The organism is Streptomyces sp. NBC_00377, from assembly GCF_036075115.1.
In the GTDB taxonomy this organism is placed as follows: Bacteria; Actinomycetota; Actinomycetes; order Streptomycetales; family Streptomycetaceae; genus Streptomyces.
On the sequence record NZ_CP107958.1, the window covers coordinates 1,732,106 to 1,750,052 of the forward strand.

Annotated in this window: 16 protein-coding genes and 1 pseudogene; 9 read left to right on the forward strand and 8 right to left on the reverse strand. The window is 73.5% G+C overall.

Annotated features, from left to right (window positions below; translation table 11 throughout):
* The first annotated feature begins 20 nt into the window (after window positions 1-20).
* The 4 genes from OHS71_RS07625 to OHS71_RS07640 all read left to right on the forward strand — a co-directional run bounded on the left by OHS71_RS07625 (window position 21) and on the right by OHS71_RS07640 (window position 4,407).
* Entirely contained in the window at window positions 21-869 is an 849-nt protein-coding gene (locus tag OHS71_RS07625; protein ID WP_328478106.1) for a helix-turn-helix domain-containing protein, read from the forward strand.
* A gap of 110 nt (window positions 870-979) precedes the next feature.
* Entirely contained in the window at window positions 980-1,843 is an 864-nt protein-coding gene (locus OHS71_RS07630) for a helix-turn-helix domain-containing protein (RefSeq protein WP_328478108.1), read from the forward strand.
* Between the two features lie 369 nt (window positions 1,844-2,212).
* Complete coding sequence (locus OHS71_RS07635) at window positions 2,213-4,000, forward strand: right-handed parallel beta-helix repeat-containing protein (RefSeq protein ID WP_328478110.1); 1,788 nt, start codon at window positions 2,213-2,215, stop codon at window positions 3,998-4,000.
* Window positions 3,997-4,407: a hypothetical protein gene (locus OHS71_RS07640; RefSeq protein WP_328478112.1), complete on the forward strand. Its 411-nt coding sequence runs from the start codon at window positions 3,997-3,999 to the stop codon at window positions 4,405-4,407. Before OHS71_RS07635 ends, OHS71_RS07640 begins: the two co-directional genes overlap by 4 nt.
* Before the next feature lie 72 nt (window positions 4,408-4,479).
* On the opposite strand, the gene OHS71_RS07645 is transcribed toward OHS71_RS07640, so the two are convergent.
* The 3 genes from OHS71_RS07645 to OHS71_RS07655 form a co-directional block, all read right to left on the reverse strand.
* Complete coding sequence (locus OHS71_RS07645; RefSeq protein ID WP_020125610.1) at window positions 4,480-4,905, reverse strand: OsmC family peroxiredoxin; 426 nt, start codon at window positions 4,903-4,905, stop codon at window positions 4,480-4,482.
* Window positions 4,906-5,123: 218 nt separating this feature from the next.
* On the reverse strand, window positions 5,124-7,235 hold the full coding sequence (locus OHS71_RS07650) for a phage holin family protein (protein ID WP_328478114.1): 2,112 nt from the start codon (window positions 7,233-7,235) through the stop codon (window positions 5,124-5,126).
* Window positions 7,236-7,319: 84 nt separating this feature from the next.
* Complete coding sequence (locus OHS71_RS07655; RefSeq protein ID WP_328478116.1) at window positions 7,320-7,730, reverse strand: hypothetical protein; 411 nt, start codon at window positions 7,728-7,730, stop codon at window positions 7,320-7,322.
* Between the two features lie 84 nt (window positions 7,731-7,814).
* Here OHS71_RS07655 and OHS71_RS07660 point away from each other — a divergent pair, with 84 nt between their 5' ends.
* Together OHS71_RS07660 and OHS71_RS07665 are read left to right on the forward strand one after the other, a co-directional pair.
* Complete coding sequence (locus OHS71_RS07660) at window positions 7,815-8,588, forward strand: MBL fold metallo-hydrolase (protein ID WP_328478118.1); 774 nt, start codon at window positions 7,815-7,817, stop codon at window positions 8,586-8,588.
* On the forward strand, window positions 8,585-9,214 hold the full coding sequence (locus tag OHS71_RS07665) for a DedA family protein (protein ID WP_328478120.1): 630 nt from the start codon (window positions 8,585-8,587) through the stop codon (window positions 9,212-9,214). The genes OHS71_RS07660 and OHS71_RS07665 overlap by 4 nt, the downstream gene beginning before the upstream one ends.
* 506 nt (window positions 9,215-9,720) lie before the next feature.
* On the opposite strand, the gene OHS71_RS07670 is transcribed toward OHS71_RS07665, so the two are convergent.
* From OHS71_RS07670 to OHS71_RS07685, 4 genes are all read right to left on the reverse strand, one after another.
* On the reverse strand, window positions 9,721-10,782 hold the full coding sequence (locus tag OHS71_RS07670; RefSeq protein ID WP_328478122.1) for an MBL fold metallo-hydrolase: 1,062 nt from the start codon (window positions 10,780-10,782) through the stop codon (window positions 9,721-9,723).
* Window positions 10,779-12,026, reverse strand: a complete 1,248-nt coding sequence (locus OHS71_RS07675; protein WP_328478124.1) for an aminotransferase class I/II-fold pyridoxal phosphate-dependent enzyme — start codon at window positions 12,024-12,026, stop codon at window positions 10,779-10,781. Before OHS71_RS07675 ends, OHS71_RS07670 begins: the two co-directional genes overlap by 4 nt.
* Window positions 12,027-12,416: 390 nt before the next feature.
* Window positions 12,417-13,163, reverse strand: a complete 747-nt coding sequence (locus tag OHS71_RS07680; protein ID WP_328478126.1) for a hypothetical protein — start codon at window positions 13,161-13,163, stop codon at window positions 12,417-12,419.
* Between the two features lie 159 nt (window positions 13,164-13,322).
* Window positions 13,323-14,117: an RNA polymerase sigma factor SigF gene (locus OHS71_RS07685; RefSeq protein ID WP_328478128.1), complete on the reverse strand. Its 795-nt coding sequence runs from the start codon at window positions 14,115-14,117 to the stop codon at window positions 13,323-13,325.
* A gap of 258 nt (window positions 14,118-14,375) precedes the next feature.
* Here OHS71_RS07685 and OHS71_RS07690 point away from each other — a divergent pair, with 258 nt between their 5' ends.
* The 3 genes from OHS71_RS07690 (at window position 14,376) to OHS71_RS07700 (ending at window position 17,287) form a co-directional block, all read left to right on the forward strand.
* Complete coding sequence (locus OHS71_RS07690; protein ID WP_328478130.1) at window positions 14,376-16,172, forward strand: thiamine pyrophosphate-requiring protein; 1,797 nt, start codon at window positions 14,376-14,378, stop codon at window positions 16,170-16,172.
* Window positions 16,173-16,241: 69 nt separating this feature from the next.
* Window positions 16,242-16,622: a DUF2795 domain-containing protein gene (locus OHS71_RS07695; protein WP_328478132.1), complete on the forward strand. Its 381-nt coding sequence runs from the start codon at window positions 16,242-16,244 to the stop codon at window positions 16,620-16,622.
* Between the two features lie 122 nt (window positions 16,623-16,744).
* Complete coding sequence (locus OHS71_RS07700) at window positions 16,745-17,287, forward strand: type 1 glutamine amidotransferase domain-containing protein (RefSeq protein WP_328478134.1); 543 nt, start codon at window positions 16,745-16,747, stop codon at window positions 17,285-17,287.
* Window positions 17,288-17,541: 254 nt separating this feature from the next.
* Here the strand turns inward: OHS71_RS07700 and OHS71_RS07705 are convergent.
* Window positions 17,542-17,796 (reverse strand): annotated as a pseudogene (locus tag OHS71_RS07705) (DUF6158 family protein); the annotation flags it as partial.
* Between the last annotated feature and the right edge of the window lie 151 nt (window positions 17,797-17,947).

Sequence of the window (17,947 nt, forward strand, 5' to 3'; positions counted from 1 at the left end):
GACCGGCTACGGTCGCAGGCATGACCCTTCTCGCGACCGGTACGGACGCCGCCTCCGCCAGCCCCGTCGGCCAGGGTGTGGGCCCGCTGCTGCGGGCCTGGCGGGAGCGGCGGCGGCTGAGTCAGCTCGAGCTGGCGCTGCGCGCCGACTCCTCGGCCCGGCACATCAGTTTCGTCGAGACGGGCCGGTCCCGGCCCAGCGAGGAGATGGTGCTGCGGCTCGCCGAGCACCTCGACGTGCCCGTCCGTGAGCGCAACGCGCTGCTCCTGGCGGCCGGTCACGCCCCGCGCTACCCGCAGACCCCACTGGACGATCCGGCGCTGGACGCGTTGCGCGCCGGCCTGGAAAGGCTGCTCCGGGGCTACGAGCCGTATCCGGCGCTGGTGATGGACGCGCGGTACGACGTAGTGGCGGCCAACCGCGGGATCACCATGCTGCTGGACGGCATCCCGGAGTCGTTGCTCGAGCCGCCGCTCAACGCGATGCGTCTGACCCTCCACCCGCGGGGTCTCGCACCGCGCATCCGCAACCTGCGGGAGTGGCGCGGTCACCTGCTCGCCCAGATGGAGCGGCAGATCGCCCTGTACCGGTCGGCGCCGCTGCGGGAGTTGTACGAGGAGGTCGCCGGGTACCCGGTGGCGGAGGGCCGGCCGGCGGCGGAAGCCGGGCGGGCGGCCGAACCGGCTGAGCCCGTCCCCCACTTCGCGCTGCCGATGCTGATCGAGCACGAGGGGCGGGTGCTCTCCTTCATCTCGTCCGTCTCCACCTTCAACACCCCCATGGACGTGACCGTGGCCGAGCTGGCCGTCGAGACGTTCCTGCCCGCGGACCCGGCCACGGTCAAGTACCTGCGTTCGCTGATCGACTGATGAATGATCAGCTTCCGTTTTCCGATGAACGTTCGACTCCGTTCCGGTGGCAACGGGGCCTGGACGTGACACACTGGCCCGCGTGTCTCGACGCGTAGGGGAGACGTGGGGTGAGTGAGCGACGGCCCGCACCCACGGTGGGCCAGGTGGTGCTGGGCAGGCGGCTCCAGGAGCTGCGCGAGGCGGCGGGGCTGGGCCGCGACGAGGCGGCCCGCGCACTGCGGGTGGCCCCCGCGACCGTACGGCGGATGGAAACGGCCGACGTCGCCCTCAAGGTGCCCTACGTGCAGGTGCTGTTGAACGCGTACGGCGTCTCCGCCGCGGAGACCGAGGCGTTCGTCTCTCTCACCGAGGAGGCGAACCGGCCCGGCTGGTGGCAGCGCTACCACGACGTGCTGCCGGAGTGGTTCAGCCTGTACGTCAGCCTGGAGGGCGCGGCCCGGCTGATCCGCTCGTACGAACCGCACTTCGTCCCCGGGCTGCTCCAGACGGAGGCGTACGCCCGGGCGGTCCTGGAGGCGGGGACCGTGGGGCAGACGACCCCGGAGTCGATCGAGCGGCACGTGTCGCTGCGGCTGGCGCGCCAGCGGCTGCTGGAGAGCGACGACCCGCCCCATCTGTGGGTGGTCATGGACGAGACGGTGCTGCGCCGGCCGGTGAGCGTCGACGCCACCGTGATGGCCGAACAGCTCGACAGACTCGTCGAGTTCGCCGAGCGGGACCGGATCACCCTTCAGGTGTCCGAGTTCGCGGCCGGCCCGCATCCGGGAACGTCAGCGCCGTTCTCCCTGTTCCGCTTCGCCGAACCCGAACTGCCGGACATGGTCGTGACGGAGTACCTGACCGGCGCCCTGTACCTCGACGACCGCAAGGAGGTCTCCGCGCATCTGGAGGTCCTCGACCACATGACGACGCACGCCGCGTCCGCGCACCGCACGAAGAAGATCCTGCGGGACGCCCGCGGAAGCCTCTGAACACCCGCCCCCGCCCTGCTCGCCGAACTCCTGACTCCCTCCTTTCGCCGTCCCGGTCGCCGGTCGGCGACCGGACCCCCGAAGACGTGGCGGTCCCGGCCGAGGGCATCGTGCCCGTGTACGCGGGAGTCGCCCGTAGGCCGTGAGGCCCTACACCGTCCCGCCCGCGAGGTCGGGGCCGTACCCGGGTCGCGCTCGCGGGCTGCGAGGCCGTACGGGGTCTCGCCCGGCTCCGCGGGACGCGGGCGGGACCGTCGGGAGGTCCCGTGAAGGCACCGCTCGCACACCGGCCTCTGCGGCCCGCTCCGGTAGCATCGGTGACCGCGAGTCGACGTGGCTTCACTGTCGGGCACTGCGGGGGAAGCGGGCATGGTCAAGAGGTACCTGGTGTCGCCGCGCGGGGGCCGGGGCGCCCACCCCGACATCGGGTCCGCGCTGCGCGCCGCGAGCGCCCGGGGCCGGCCGGCCCGGGTGGAGATCGCTCCCGGCCGGTACGAGGAGTCGCTCACCGTGCGGGGCGAGATCGAGCTCACGGCCCTCGGTGACGCCGGCTCCGTCGTGGTGACCCGGCCCCGCGGCACGGTGCTGGACGTCTCGGGGTCGGTCGTGGTCCGCGGCCTCGTGCTGGTCGGCCGTGACGCCGACGCGGGCGTCGTCGACTGCCACGCGGGCGCCCTCACCCTCGACCGGGTGGAGATCCGGGCGCACAACGGGGTCTGCGCGCACGCCCGGCCGGGCACCTCCATGACGTTGACCGACAGCGGATTCCGGTACGGCCGCACGGTCTTCGCGGGTTCCTCGGGGCGCGTCGAACGCTGTCTGTTCACCGCCGCCGCCGACAACGCGGTCGCGGTGATCGAGAGCGCCCGGGTGACGGTCCTCGACAGCCGGATCGACGGCAGCCGGATCCACGGCGTACGCGTCAGCGACGCCTGGGCCCACCTTTCCGGATGCGACCTCACCGGCACCGAGAAGGCGGCCGTCATGGCGGACACGCAGGCGGAGCTGACCGTCGAGGGGTGCACGGTCCACGGCGTGCACATGGCGGGACTGGCCTTCGTCGAACAGTCCCGGGGTGCGGTGCGCGGCACGCGTGTCACCGACGCCGAGAACGGCATCCTGGTGGCGAGCGGCGCCGACCCTTCGGTGCACGGCTGTGTGTTCGCCGACTGCCGCGACACCGGCATCCATGTGCAGGACTCGGGCCGTGGCACGTTCGAGGACTGCGAGATCCTCGGCGCGGGGAACGTCGGGGTGCTGTCGACCCGGGGCGGCGCCCCGCAGGTGAACGGCTGCCGCGTCTCGGGAGGCAATGTCGGCGTCGCCGTCACCGAGAAGGCCAGGGGCCGGTTCAGCCGCCTCGACGTCCGGGACCTGACCGGCATCGCACTGCGGGTCTGGGACGAGAGCAAGGCCGGGTTCACACAGGTCCGCGTCGAGCGCTGCCCGTTCGGCCTGGAGACCCGCGGCAACGGGGGCACGACGGCCGAGCTCACCGACGCGAGGCTCCTCGACTTCGACATGGCCGCCGTGGCGGCCGTCGGCCAGTCCCGTGTGACGCTGAAGGGGGTTTCGGCGGAGCGCGGGCTGCTGGGGTTCGGGGTCGGCGAGGAGGCACAGCTGCACGTGCACGACAGCGAGGTCTCGGCCGTGAGCACCGGTGGGGCGCTGGCGTTCGGCACCGCGCGGCTCGTGGCGCGCAACCTCACCGTCACCGGCGCGGAGTCGTACGGCCTGTGCGGAACAGGGTCCGCGTACCTGGACGTCGCCGACAGCCGTTTCGACGACTGCGCGGCCACCGGCCTGCGCTTCGACGACGCCTGCGGCGGGCGGCTGGCGGACTGTGACGTGGCCGGGACGACGGGACTGGCCGTGCAGCACAACGGCCGCGTCAAACTCGTCGGGCTCCGCACCTCGCTGCCGGTCAGGGAGATCACGGAGCCGGCCCCGCCGCCGACCGTCGTCAACCACTACCACGGCCCGGTCTTCGTCGAGGCCGTCCACAGCGCCCAGTTGGCGTGGAACAACACCAACGTCGTCCAGCAGCAGGGCACCGCGGGCGAGCACGGCGGTCGGGGCACACCGAGCGCGCAGGACACCCAGAGCCACCAGAGCGCCCAGAGCGCCCAGAGCGACAAGGACGGAGCCGGCCGATGAACGACCCGCAGCAGGTGCACCATTACGACGGTCCCGTGTTCAACGGGGGCGTGTCGAACTCCCAGTTCGCCTGGAACAACGAGACGGCCACCCAGAACCAGCAGCTCAACAACAACGCGGTCGCCGAGGGGCACGAGGCCCTCGCGACGCTGGTGACCGAACTGCTCCGGCAACTGCCCGCGGCCGGTCTCGGCGACCGGGAGCGCGAGGACGCCGAGAGCGCGGCACAGGAGGTCCTCGCGGAGATCACCGGCCCGGAGTCACCCGAGCCGGGAAGGCTCCGCCGCGCGGTGACCATGCTCAAGGGCGCCCTGGCGCCCGTCGCGACCGGCCTCGCGGCCGGGACGGCGGTGGGAGCGCAGGAGTGGGCCCAGTCGGCGATCAGGGGGCTCACGGGGCTCGTCTGAACGCACGCCGGGGCGCGGCGGCCGGGTACCACCGGGTACCGGCTCCCGCGCCCCGGATCCCGGAGCGGTGGCTCAGGCGAGCTTGGCCGACAGGGTGATGGTCGTGCCGGTGAGCGCCTGGCTGACCGGGCAGTTCTTCTTGGCGTCCTCGGCAGCGGCGGCGAACGCGTCGTCGTCGAGGCCCGGAACGGTGCCCTCCACCGTCAGGTGGATGCCGGTGATGCCCTCTCCCGGCTGGAAGGTGACGTCCGCCGAGGTGACGAGCTTGGTGGGCGGGGTGCCCGCGCCGGCCAGGCCGTGCGACAGCGCCATGGAGAAGCAGCTGGAGTGGGCGGCGGCGATCAGCTCCTCCGGGCTGGTCTTGCCGTTCGCCTGCTCGGCGCGCGACGGCCACGACACCGGCTGCTGACCGATGCCGGAGGAGTCGAAGGTCACGACCCCGTTGCCCTCGAGCAGGTTGCCTTCCCAGACCGTGTGTGCGGAGCGCGTGGTAGCCACGGTTCTTCCTTTCGCATGGGGGTGTGCAGGGGGATCCCGTCGGGCGGGTTTCCGTGCCCCATCCGATCACACTCCGCGTCACCGCACCCTGAACACCGGCCCCAACGCGGTGAACGGCAGCCGTCGGCCCTGCGGGATCAGGTACACGTGCTCGCGCCGGACCCGCAGCACGTCGCACCGGCCGTCGGTGAGGACGAGCGGCGGCGCGCAGCCAGTTTTCAGGCGGCGCGTTCCTCCGGTGCCGTCCCGAGCGGTATTTGGGGTCCGTCGGACTCGCGCAGCCAGCGGCGCAGGACGCGGTGCACGTGCTCCGCGCCGGCCAGTTCCTCGTGGTCCTCGACGGGTGCGGACAGCTCGAGCGGGGACAGCAGGAACGGCCGGGACTGGGCGCCGCCGAGGCCGCCGTGGGAGCCGATCTGCTCCTCGAAGGCGAGGACCTCGCCGTCGGCCGGGTCATGGAAGGAGTTGACCATGATGTCGGCGGTGTGCGGGAAGGAGTGGGTGCGGCGCACCGCGTCGGCGGCGCCGGGCCCGAACGCGGCCAGCGGGCCGGGCGTCCGGTCGAGTCGGTCCAGCGGGATCTCCGCGCCGTGCGCGCCGAGGACGACGCCCCCGTGGTCCTCGCTGCGCACGAGGAGGAAGCCGATGCCGGGGTGGTTGGCGAGGGTGGTCAGCAGGCCGGGGTGGCGGGCGTCGATCTCCTCCCTGCTCATCCGGTGGGGCACGTCCGGGAAGGAGATCAGGCCGAGGTTCCCCGAGGCCAGCACGATCGGCTCCGAGCGGCGGCCGGACGGACGGTGGCGGCCGCCGCCCTCCTCGACGGGCCGGCGCAGCGCGGCGCGGACGGCAGCCCGGGCCTCGGCTCCGCTGTGGGTGCGTTCCGCCCTGCGCGGCACGGGCAGCCCGCAGCCGGCCCGCACCAGGTCGCCGAGGGTGAGGCCGTAGCGGGTGCGGAACGTTTCGCCCGGGCTCTGGCCGTGGTCGGAGAGGACGACGATCCGGTAGGGGCGGGGTGCGTGCTCGGCGACGTTCTCGAGCAGCGACAGCGCCCGGTCGAGACGGCCGAGGACCTGCTCGGTGTCGCGGCCCAGCGGCCCGGAGTGGTGAGCAACCTCGTCGTACGCCACGAGGTCTGCGTAGACGGCGGTGCGCCCGGCGAGCATGTCCCCGGTCACGGCGGCCACCACGACGTCACGTTCGACGACGGTCGCGAAGGCCCGGACGAACGGGTAGAGGCCGCCGCGCCCCACGCGGGGGCGTTCCCTGCGCAGTCGGGCCCGGGTGGACTGGAATATCTCGCGGACGACCTCCGCGACGAACGACAGGGCGGTGCGCACGGCGTTGGCGGGGTCGGAGAAGTAGGCGAAGTACCCGGCCCGGGAACGGGTCTCGCGGCTGCGCCGACGGGCGGCTATGGACAGCACGAGGGCCTGTTCGTCGGCGCCGCCGCTGAAGAGGTTGCCCCGGCTCGCTCCGTCGGCGGACAGCAGCCCGCCGTCACCGGTGTGTTCGACCGCGCGGCGCTGGAGTTCGGCGGCGCTGGTGGGACGGTTGCAGACCATCACCTCGCCGGTGTCCTTCTCGTACCAGCGGAAGGCGGGCACGTCGTGGTTGCTGCCGTGCAGGATTCCGAGCTGGCTGGCACCGGTCTGACTGGACCAGTCCGTGCGCCAGGAGGTGAGCCGGTGGCTCGGCCGGGGGACCTCTCCCGCGCGGCCCTGCCCGCCCTCCGGTTCCGGGGCGCCGCCCAGCCACCTGGCGACGGTCGGCATCAGACCCTTGCGCACCGCCAGGGACAGCACGTCGTGGCCGACGCCGTCCAGTTGGAGGAAGACCGTGCCGGGCGTGGTGGGGCAGGCGGGGCCGCGTCTTCGGCGGCGGTCGGCGAGCCGGTACAGGCGGCGGCGGTAGGCGTCGTCGTCGCGTACGGCCAGGGCGCCGCCGGTCGCGGAGGCGACGGCGGACATCACGGCCGCGACGATGACGGCGGTCTCCGGGGCCACCTCGCTCTGCCCGGAGGGGTTCAGACGCAGGGCGAGCAGCAGCAGTGAGCCGTTGAGGAAGAACACCAGCAGACCGATGACGAGCGCCGGTACGAGCAGCAGGAGACGCACCAGCAGGGGCCAGAACAGGGCCGAGAGCAGACCGAACACCCCGGCGCCGACGGCCGCGGTCCTCGCGATGGTGGTCGCGCTGTCGCCGTCGGGCGACTGGAGCCGGAAGTCCGGCAGGATCCCCGCCAGCACCAGCATGGTGAGCGTGGAGACACCCCACACCGCGATGCTCCGCCCGATCTGACTGGCGGCCCGCCGCCAACGCACCCCACGCACGCCCCGTACACCTCACGTTCCGGCCCCGACGCCCGCGGCGACCGCCTTCCACCCTGTCATACCGCGGTGGAGGGCCGGCCGGGTCTACCTTCCGTCGTAGCCGGCCGTCGGCATCGACAGCCGGCGGTGCACGCGGGCCTTCATCTGGGCGTCGTAGGCGGGCTCGGCGGTGCCGACCGTCTCCACCCGTACGCCGCGCCGCGCGCACTCCGCGGAGAACTCCTCCACGGACGACAGCGCGCTCTCGAGCACCCGGCGGCTGGGCGCGACGAACAGGTCGACGCCGGCCCTGACCCCGTCCCACAGCACGCAGTGGTCGGCGCGCAGCCCGCGCACCAGCAGTTCCCGGCCGACGACGTAGCCGCGCTCCGCGGCCCACCGCGCGCACATGGCGTGCTGACTGCGGGAATCGACCAGGAAGGGATCGGCGTCCAGTTCCTCGAGCGGCGTCAGACTCGCGATCGCCGTGACCCGCATGACCCGCACCGGTCCCATGGCGTCCCCCTCACCTCCGGGTTTCGCCGCCGACCCTACTCCTGCCCGTAGGCTTCGGGGGAGTCGCGCGAAGGAGGCAAAGAGGTGGCGGTGGAGATCACGTGGTGGGGGCACGCCACCTGCACGGTCGAGGATTCGGACGTGCGTGTGCTCACCGATCCCCTGTTCGCCCGACGCCTCGCGCATCTGCGCCGGCGCCGGGGCGCGCCGCCCCCGCCCGAGGCCTGGCGCGCCGACGTGGTGCTGGTCTCGCACCTGCACGCCGACCATCTGCACGTGCCCTCGCTGGAGCGCCTCGCGCCGGGCACGCGCCTGCTGGTGCCCCGGGGCGCGCCGCGCGCGGTACCCGGGCTGCGCCGCCTGCGGCATCTGCGGCTGAGCGAGATGGAGCCGGGCGACGAGAGCACCGTCGACGGAGTGCGGATACGGGCCGTGCCCGCGCGCCACGACGGGCGGCGGCTGCCGGTCGGACGGCACCGCTCCCCCGCGCTCGGGTACGTCGTCGAGGGCGAGGCCAGGACGTACTTCGCCGGGGACACCGGCCTGTTCGAGGACATGGCCGAGGAGGTCGGGCCGGTCGACGTGGCGCTGCTGCCGGTGGGCGGCTGGGGGCCGCATCTCGGCGAGGAGCACCTGGACGCGGGGCGCGCGGCCGAGGCACTGGCCCGGCTGGCGCCGCGCAGCGCGGTGCCGGTGCACTACGGCACGTACTGGCCGATCGGCATGGACGCCGTGCGCCCTCATGAATTCCATGCTCCCGGTGAGGAGTTCGTACGGCTCGCGGCGGAACGCGCGCCGGGGGTCGCGGTGCACCGGCTGGGGCACGGCGAGAGCGTGCGCCCGGAGGTCGCCCGGTGAGATGGTGGCTCGCCGCGACCGTGACGGTCGTGCCCACGCAGGCCACTCAGCAGGCCCTCGGCTATCCGTCGCTGTTCCTGCTGGTGCTGATCGGGGCGCTGGTGCCGGTGGTGCCGACCGGGGCGCTGGTGAGTACGGCGGCGGCGGTCGCCGTCCATCAGACGGTGCCGTACGCGCTGGCGATGGTGTTCCTGACGGCGTCCCTGGCGGCGTTCTGCGGTGACGCGGCGCTGTACTGGCTGGGGCGGCGCGGGATGCGGTCGAAGAACGGCTCGCGCTGGCTGGAGGCGATCCGTTCGCGGGCGCCCGAGGAGCGGCTGGCCCAGGCGCAGGACAAGCTCAGCGACCACGGCACGGCCGTGCTGGTGCTGTCCCGGCTGGTGCCGGCGGGCCGGATACCCGTGATGCTGGCCTGTCTGATGGCGCAGTGGCCGCTGCGCCGCTTCGCGCGGGGCAACCTCCCGGCCTGTCTGGCCTGGGCGGTGACGTATCAGCTGATCGGGATACTCGGCGGCTCGCTCTTCCCCGAGCCCTGGGAGGGCGTGGTCGCCGCGATCGCGCTGACCGTCCTGATCAGCGCGGCCCCGAGCCTGTGGCGCCGGATCAGGGGGACCCGGGCAGCCTAAGGGCTGTCCCGCAATCCCTGGCGGGCGCGCGACGACAGCTACGGCACCTCGCCGCGTTGTCGGAACGCCCGAATACATCCGGTATGCGGACGTGCCTCCGCCTTGCGATGCACCGCATCTGACGCCGCGCACTGATCCACCAGGGATTACGGGACAGCCCTTAGGGCCTGACGTTCGGATCAAGTCGCGCGTCGCGGGGTGTCGCACGCACTTCTGCGGCGTTGTCGTCGGTCGCCGACTCCCCCACTCTCGGCTTCGCTCGACCGGGGGGGACCCCCATCGCGTCGGCTCCCTCCGCCGCCTTGCGGCCGCACGCACCACACCCCGCTCGGGCCGGCCCACAAGGCACCGTGAGTCAGGCCGACTTGATCCGAACGACAGGCCCTGTTCCGAAGCTCCGGCCGGGGCGTCCGGCCGTACGGCTGCCGTGCGGGGCCGCCGTCCGCTCGTGCACCGGCAGCGCCCCGGTGTCCCGGGGCCCGGATACTCGTCCCCTTCGGTACGTCCTACTCCAGCACCCGCGCGCCTCCCACCGGCAGGTCCCACAGATCGTCCCGCTCCAGGCCCGCCTTCTGCCAGGCCGCACGCACCCGGGTGAGGGGTTCGAGGACGGGTTCGGCGGACAGCACGAAGGTGCCCCAGTGCATCGGGGCCATCCGGCGCGCACCGAGGTCGAGGGTGGCGCGGACCGCCTCCTCCGGATCGCAGTGGACGTCGCTGAGCCACCAGCGGGGGTCGTAGGCGCCGATGGGAAGGAGGGCGAGGTCGATGCCGGGGTGGCGCTGTCCGATGCGGGAGAACCAGTGGCCGTAGCCGGTGTCCCCGGCGAAGTAGAGGCGCCGGCCGTCGGGCGCGGTGAGCACCCAGCCGCCCCAGAGGGAGTGGCAGGTGTCGGTGAGAGACCGCTTGGACCAGTGGTGGGACGGCACGAAGTCGAAGCGGACGCCGGACAGTTCGGACGCCTCCCACCAGTCCAGCTCGGTGACCCGGGTGAACCTCCGCCGCAGGAACCAGCGCCCGAGCCCGGCCGGGACGAACACGGGTGTGTCCCGCGGGAGTCGGCGAAGTGTGGGGGCGTCCAGATGGTCGTAGTGGTTGTGGCTGACGACGACCGCGTCGACCCGCGGCAGCGCGTCCCAGGGGACGCCGACGGGGGTGATCCGGGCCGGGGTGCCGAGGATCCGGCGGGACCAGACCGGGTCGGTCAGGACGGTGAGGCCGCCGATGCTGATCACCCAACTGGCGTGTCCCGCCCAGGAGACGGCGACCGTCCGGGAGTCCACGCGGGGCAGCGGGGCGGGCGCGTACGGCAGTCGGGGAATGTCGGCGAGGCCTTCCCTGCCGGGCCGCACCGAGCCCTCGCGGGCGAACCGGGCGAGGGCCTTCAGGCCGGGCAGGGGCGAGGTCAGCCGGTCGTGGAAGGTGCGCGGCCACACCCGGCGCTCACCCGGCGGGCGGGGCTCGGTGAGCGGCGGGACGGCGGGGGCGAGCGGGGACAGGAGGGCCGGCGCGTCGGCGTCCTCGGTGGTCACCGTGCCGGGGGTGGTCGACTCGGACCGCTGCGTCATCGAGGAGGCTCCCGTCGCTGAGCGTCGTCACGGAGATCGTCGAAAACCGACCTCACAAGCGCCAACGCGCGTTGCACATGGGGCAGTCGCAGCGGCGCGGGTGCCGTGAGGCATTCCATGCGCTGCGCCTTCGTACCGTGCAGCAGCATGCCGGTGGACAGTCGCACGCGCAGCGCCCCGAGGTCGTCCCCGAAGCGGTGACCGCCCGGCGCGGGCATGCCGAGCCGGGCGGAGAGGAAGTCCTCCAGCTCCTGTGCGTCGCCGACGCCGTGCGCGGCGAGCGCGGTGCGCAGCGGGTCGAGATCGGCGTACAGGTGTCGGCCGGCCCGGGGCGGGAGGGCGAGGCCGCCCGCGGCGACCACGGTGGCGTGCACGGCGTCCGCCACCCGCGCGTGCAGCCGTACGGCGGCGGCGACGCGCGCGGTGACCGGCTCGGGCTCGGTCAGGGCGTACGCGGCCGCGGCGGCGACCGGGGCGGCCACCCGTGCGCCGAGCGCGGTGAGGACGTCGAGCACGCGCGCGTGCAGGTCGTCACCGGTGGCCGAGGCGGGGAACCGGGCGACGGCTGCCGGCCAGCCGGGGGGCAGCAGCGCACCGGCGAGGTCGCTGACGACGGTGACGTGCTCCGGCAGCATCTCGGCGGGGCCGACCAGCACGGTGTCGTGCGGGGCGTGCAGCGTGTCGCGCCAGGTCTCGTCGCTGACCAGGTGCAGGCCCTCGCCCGCGGCGGCCTCCACCGCCTCGTGCAGCACCTCCGGCGGCGCGACCGTCGCGGTGGGGTCGTCGGCGACGGACAGCACCAGCAGCCGCGGGTCGCCGCCCTCTGCCCGCACCCGGCGCACGGTCTCCAGCAGGGCGTAGGGGTCCGGGACGCCGCCGCACTCGGCGGGGGTCGCCACGTGGAAGACGGGTCTTCCCAACAGGCGTGCGTACGGCGCCCACCAGGCCGCGCAGGGGCGGGGCACCAGGACGTCACCGCCGAGGGCGGCGGTCAGCGCGAGCAGCAGCGCGGGGGCGCCGGGTCCGGCCACGACCCGCTCCGGGCCGACGGGCGTGCCGCGCCGCTCCCAGTAGCCGCAGGCTGCGTCGAGGAGGGCGGGGCCACCGCCGACCGGCTCGGCGTCGGCGCGGCCGGCCGCCCCGGCGAGCACCGAGGCGAGTTCGGGCAGTACCGGCAGGCCGTCCGAGGGCAGCGGCGGGCCGTAGCGGACGGGCCCGTGGTCCACCGCTTCCGTCCGCCGCATGTGAGCCTCCGCGCAGTCCGTCCCTGGTGCCGTGCCGCCTGCCGCCTTGCCTGCCGCTCTGCCCGCCCTGCTGCCTCACCGCCCTGCCGCGCCCTACTGCCCTGCGGCCTGCTGCCTCTACGGCCTGCTGCTTGCTGCCTGCTGCCCTGCATATCGCCGTGCCCGGGTCGTGCCCGGGGCCGTGTGCCGTACCCGTTCGCCCGGCGCCGTCGTGAGGCGTGCGGTGCCTTACGTTCCGTCCGCGTCCGGGCGCGGTCCCGTGGGGACCGCAGGCTCGTACGGGGCGGATCGTGCCCCACGGGAAGAGGAGTACCCCGTGGGACCTCACCCCATGGCCGTCTCCTCGCACGGCGTCCGTCACAGCGCGGGCCCGGCCGGTTTCCGGCCCGGTCAGACGTCGCCCGCGGGGTTCCGGCGGCGCAGCCGGTGCAAGGCCGCGCCGAACGCGCCGGCGATCAGCAGTGCACCGGCGGCGAGCGCGGGCACGGAGTCGTTGAAGGCGCCGCCCTCACCCGCCTGGACACCGTGCCCGAGGGTGGCGGGGAGGCAGCCGGGATCGTAGGACGCGGGGGTCCGGGGCTGCGGCTCGGGCGGGGCGCACGGACGGCCGGTGGGACAGGCGTCGCCGTGCGGGGACGGGGTGCCCCGGTCCTGCGGGCAGGGGTGCCCGGTGGCGCAGGACGCGGCGGTCGCCGACCCGCAGGGCTGCGTTTCGCCGCGCGCGACGTCCAGGGTCGCGCTCCATGGCTTGTCCTGTCCGCCGGGCGCCGCCGGACAGGTGCCGTCGATGGTCCAGGCGGCGTCCGGCCCGACCGCGTCCGGAGCGACCTCGAGGTCGGCGGCCGGCGCGATCCGGGCCGTGCCCCGGTAGACGGGACCGGACCGGGCGTCGTCGGCGCCGGTGACCCTGCCGAGTTCGACGGTGCCCTCGGCGAACGCCTGGGACGTGGCTCCGAGGCTCGTGGGAGCGGCGCCGGCGAAGGGGCCGCAGGAGACGGACACGGTGACATCGCCGCCCGGGGCGACACTGCCCGGGCTGACCTCCGCCGCCGGATCCGCGAACGCGGCCGGAGCGACGGCGACCAGGAGAGCACCGGCCACGGCGAGGGCGGAGAGGAAGGGGGCGGTGCGACGCATGGGACGGTTCCTTCGGCCGACGGCTGCGGGGCGGGGCGTTTCCCGCCCCATCGCCATCAGAGCCCGGGGACCCGCCGAGCGCGCGCGGCCGGAGGCCATTGGCGGGACGCGGGCCGCCAACCGGGTGACCGCCGGCCTCCTCGCCGCCGCGGGCTCCTCCTACGCCACGTCCTTCAGGACCTGTTCCCTCAACCGCTTGCAGCACCGGTTGATGAGCCGGGACACATGCATCTGCGAGATGCCCAGCTGCTCGGCTATCCGGCTCTGCGTCATGTCCCGGAAGAACCTCATGTACAAGATCGCCCGCTCCCGCTCGGGCAGCGCGGCGAGCCTCAACCTGACGGCCTCCCGGTCGACGACCGTGTCCAGCGCCGGGTCCGCCGCCCCGAGCGCGTCGCTCAGCGAGTACCCGTCCTCGCTGCCCGGCAGCTCCGCGTCCAGGGACAGCGCGGTGAAGCTCTCCAGCGCCTCCAGTCCGGTACGAACGTCCTCCTCGCTCAGCTGCGCCCGCTCGGCGATCTCGGTGACGGTGGGCCGCCTCCCGGAGACGGTCCCCGCCAGGTCCTGGCCGGCGAAGCGCACCCGGTTGCGCAGGTCCTGCACGCGGCGCGGCACGTGCAGCGCCCACATGTGGTCGCGGAAGTGCCGCTTGATCTCACCGGTGACGGTGGGAACGGCGTAGCTCTCGAAGGCGTTCCCGAGTCCGGGGTCGTAGCGGTCGACGGCCTTGACCAGGCCGAGGGCGGCGACCTGGCGCAGGTCGTCCAGGGATTCGCCGCGGCTGCGGAAGCGTCCGGCGAGGCGGTCGGCCATGGGCAGCCAGGCTTCGACGATCCGGTCGCGAAGCGTGTCGCGCTCCGGTCCCGGGGGGAGGGTGGCGAGCCTGCGGAAGGCGTCCTCGGTGTCGGGGGCGTCGTCGTGCGGGTGTCGCTTGGCGTTCACTCGGTTCGGCATGGGGTGTGGCAACTCCCTGGGGAAGTGTTCGGGTCGGCCGGTCACCGGGGAGGTGCGGCAGCGGCCCTGCCGGGCCTGCCGGGGTCCGCGCAGTCGCGTCCTCCCCCGGGGGTGCCTACGGTCCGAAGCACTGTGGCTGCGCCTGCCCAGGGCCCGGGCGGCCAAACACCGTCCAGGTTTTCCGGCGGCTGCGGCGGTCACTCGTAGGGGGCCGGGCTCCACCCCGTGCCCGTGTCCCCTGCGCAGGAGGTCCCTCCCATGAGCACCAAGGTCTCCGACCACGTTCTTCGGCGACTGCGGGAGTGGGGTGTGGAGCAGGTCTTCGGCTACCCCGGCGACGGTATCAACGGCCTGCTCGCCGCCTGGGGCCGGGCCGAGGACCGACCCCGCTTCGTGCAGTCCCGGCACGAGGAGATGTCCGCGCTCCAGGCGGTCGGCTACGCGAAGTTCAGCGGACGCCTCGGGGTGTGCGTGGCGACCTCGGGTCCCGGCGCGATCCACCTCCTCAACGGCCTGTACGACGCCAAGCTCGACCATGTGCCGGTGCTCGCGATCGTCGGCCAGACGCATCGCACGGCGATGGGCGGCTCGTACCAGCAGGAGGTGGACCTGCATGCGCTGTTCAAGGACGTCGCCTCGGAGTTCGTGGAGACGGTGACGGTCCCCGAGCAGCTGCCGAACGTCCTGGACCGGGCGATCCGCACCGCGTACGCCCGCCGCTGCCCGACCGCGGTCATCATCCCCGGGGACGTGCAGGAGCTCGACTACGCGGCGCCCACCCACGAGTTCAAGATGGTGCCGTCCAGTCTCGGCCTGAGCGGTTCGACGACGATCCCGTCCGACGAGCCGCTTCGGCAGGCCGCGGAGATCCTCAACTCCGGTGACAAGGTGGCGATCCTGGCCGGCCAGGGCGCGGCCGGAGCCCGGGCCGAGGTCGAGCGGATCGCCGAACTGCTGGGCGCGGGGGTCGCGAAGGCGCTGCTCGGCAAGGACGTCCTGAGCGACGAACTCCCTTACGTCACCGGGTCGATCGGGCTCCTCGGCACCCGGCCGTCCTACGAGCTGATGCGCGACTGCGACACCCTGCTGACGATCGGCTCGTCCTTTCCGTACTCGCAGTTCCTTCCGGAGTTCGGCAAGGCCCGGGGCGTGCAGATCGACATCGATCCGCAGATGGTCGGCATGCGCTACCCGTACGAGGTGAACCTGGTCGGCGACGCGAAGGAGACCCTGCGCCGGCTGATCCCGATGATCAGGGGCGAGGAACGCGGCCGGGAGTGGTTCGACACCGTCTGCGACAACGTACGGCGCTGGAACGACGTGCTGGACCGGCGGGCGGCGCTGTCGGCCGACCCGATCAACCCCGAGTACGTGGCCCGCGCCCTGGACCCGCTGCTGCCGGCCGACGCGATCATCACCTCGGACTCGGGCTCGGTGGCGAACTGGTACGCCCGCCACCTCACGATGCGCCCCGGCATGCGCGCCTCCCTCTCCGGCACGCTGGCGACGATGGGCTGCGGCGTGCCGTACGCGATCGGCGCCAAGTTCGCCCACCCGGACCGGCCCGTGATCGCCCTGGTCGGGGACGGGGCGATGCAGATGAACGGGCTCGCGGAACTCGTCACGGCGGCGAAGTACCGGGACCGCTGGCTGGACCCCCGGCTGGTCGTCGCGGTGTGGAACAACCGTGACCTGAACCAGGTCACCTGGGAGATGCGCGCGATGGGCGGAGCCCCGTCGTTCCTGCCCTCGCAGGAATTGCCGGACGTGCAGTACGCGGCGTTCGCCCGGTCCCTCGGGCTGACCGGGGTGCGCGTGGAGGAGCCGGGGGACGTGGAGGCGGCCTGGCGCACGGCCCTGGAGGCGGACGGCCCCGCGGTCGTCGAGTTCCTCACCGACCCGGCCGTGCCACCGGTTCCGCCGCACGCGACCTGGGAGCAGATGGAGGCCACCGCCGCGTCGGTCCTGAAGGGCGATGCCGACCGGGGATCCATGATCAGGCAGGGCTTCAAGGCGAAGCTCCAGGAGTTCCTGCCGGAGCACCGGACGAAGTAGCGCGGCCCTGTGTCGGCTCCCTGTCCTCGGGTACGCGGTGGCCACCGCCGAAGATCTGGGAGGAGAGACATGCAGCGAGGCAGCGACCGGCTGAACGTGCACCGGGACGACGAGATGAAGCACGAGTTGCAGGGCCTGCTGAGGTCCGGACACCCTACGCGGACGGAGGAGTGGCACGACCCCGAGCCGTCGGCCGAGGACGACCCCGAGATCTGGGGCGGGCCGGTGGTCCCGGGCAATCCGCGGGCCACGCTGGAGACGGTACGGCTGGAGCTCGCCCGGATCCTGGGACGGAGTTCCTTCCCCGCGAACGCGGAGGCCCTGGCCGTGAGCCTGCGCCGCAAGAACGCGCCGGACGCGCTCGTGGAGGCGGTACGGCGGCTACCGGGCAAGGACCGCTACGCCACCGTCCAGGAGCTGGCCGAGGCGCTGGTCGAGCGCGGCCGGTGACCACCCGGCCCCGACCGCCGGGACCGCCGCGCGCGAGTACCGCACGGGCGGCGAGAACCCCGTAGGGCCCCCGCACGAGCCGCAAGGACACGGACAAGGACACGGAAAGGACGTTGAACCCCATGCGCATCGCGTTTCTGACGGCACCCGAAGGCGTCGAACAGGTCGAGCTCACCGAGCCCTGGCAGGCGGCGGTGGACGCGGGTCACGAGCCCGTCCTGGTGTCGACCGCGTCGGGCGAGGTCCAGGCCTTCAACCATCTCGACAAGGCGGACACCTTCCGGGTGGACGAGGTCGTCGGCGAGGCGTCCGTGGAGTCCTTCGGCGGACTGGTCCTGCCGGGCGGCGTGGCGAACCCGGACTTCCTGCGCACCGACGACAAGGCCGTGGCGTTCGTCAGGGCCTTCTTCGAGCAGGGCCGTCCGGTCGCCGCGATCTGCCACGCCCCGTGGACCCTCATCGAGGCGGACGTCGTAAGGGGCCGGGTGCTGACGTCGTGGCCGAGCCTGCGGACGGACCTGCGCAACGCCGGCGCCACCTGGGTCGACGAGCAGGTGAAGATCTGCGACCACGGCTCCGGCAAGCTGGTCACCAGCCGCAAGCCGGACGACCTGAAGGCCTTCTGCGAGACGTACCTGGAGGTGTTCGCACAGGAGGCGGACTGAGGCCGGCCGGCGGCGACGCCACCGGTGGTCGCCCGGCGGCCGCGGTCGCCGGGCGGCCACGGACGTCACAGGCAGCACAGGCAGCACAGGCAGCACAGGCAGCACAGGCAGCACAGGCGGAGCGGACGGCTCCGGTGGGCTCAGGCTCCGCCGGGGCCGCCCGTCGTTCCCGGGCCCCACTTGCCGACCGGAGTGCCCTGGTCTCCCTCCCCCGTCGACCCGGTTCCGGCCCGGGTCCGGTGCGAGCCGACGGCGCCGACGGCCCTTTCCCTCGCGCCCTCGCGGGTGCGGCCCGGGGACACGAAGCGGCCAGGGTTGCGGCGCAGGTACTCGCCCTCCAGCCGGGCCATGCGGTCGTTGTGGGCGCGCAGAGCGTCGTTCGAGCCGTGCAGCAGGGTGTCGTGGCGCGTGCGGTGGATCGTCTCCAGCTCTTTCATCAGCTGCTGGTCGTCCAGCCTGTCCGGGTCGACTCCGGTCATGGTGGTGCCCCGCTCGTCGTGTTCGTCCATACGGTCCGGGTACCCGCCCGGGAGCATGGTGAGCACTCCCCCGAGCGGCATCCGGGCGGGAGCCGTGGATCTCGCGTTACTGCATCCACTGTACGAACATTCCGGTGGACGAACATTCCGGCCGCCGGGGAGGGCCCCTGGCCGGCCCACG

Excerpts from the sequence above, each read along its gene's own strand:
- OHS71_RS07625 (WP_328478106.1), top strand. The coding sequence starts at position 21 with ATGACCCTTCTCGCGACCGGTACGGACGCCGCCTCCGCCAGCCCCGTC.
- OHS71_RS07635 (WP_328478110.1), top strand. The coding sequence starts at position 2,213 with ATGGTCAAGAGGTACCTGGTGTCGCCGCGCGGGGGCCGGGGCGCCCAC.
- OHS71_RS07640 (WP_328478112.1), top strand. The coding sequence starts at position 3,997 with ATGAACGACCCGCAGCAGGTGCACCATTACGACGGTCCCGTGTTCAAC.
- OHS71_RS07655 (WP_328478116.1), bottom strand. The coding sequence starts at position 7,730 with ATGGGACCGGTGCGGGTCATGCGGGTCACGGCGATCGCGAGTCTGACG.
- OHS71_RS07670 (WP_328478122.1), bottom strand. The coding sequence starts at position 10,782 with ATGACGCAGCGGTCCGAGTCGACCACCCCCGGCACGGTGACCACCGAG.
- OHS71_RS07675 (WP_328478124.1), bottom strand. The coding sequence starts at position 12,026 with ATGCGGCGGACGGAAGCGGTGGACCACGGGCCCGTCCGCTACGGCCCG.
- OHS71_RS07680 (WP_328478126.1), bottom strand. The coding sequence starts at position 13,163 with ATGCGTCGCACCGCCCCCTTCCTCTCCGCCCTCGCCGTGGCCGGTGCT.
- OHS71_RS07685 (WP_328478128.1), bottom strand. The coding sequence starts at position 14,117 with ATGCCGAACCGAGTGAACGCCAAGCGACACCCGCACGACGACGCCCCC.
- OHS71_RS07690 (WP_328478130.1), top strand. The coding sequence starts at position 14,376 with ATGAGCACCAAGGTCTCCGACCACGTTCTTCGGCGACTGCGGGAGTGG.
- OHS71_RS07695 (WP_328478132.1), top strand. The coding sequence starts at position 16,242 with ATGCAGCGAGGCAGCGACCGGCTGAACGTGCACCGGGACGACGAGATG.
- OHS71_RS07700 (WP_328478134.1), top strand. The coding sequence starts at position 16,745 with ATGCGCATCGCGTTTCTGACGGCACCCGAAGGCGTCGAACAGGTCGAG.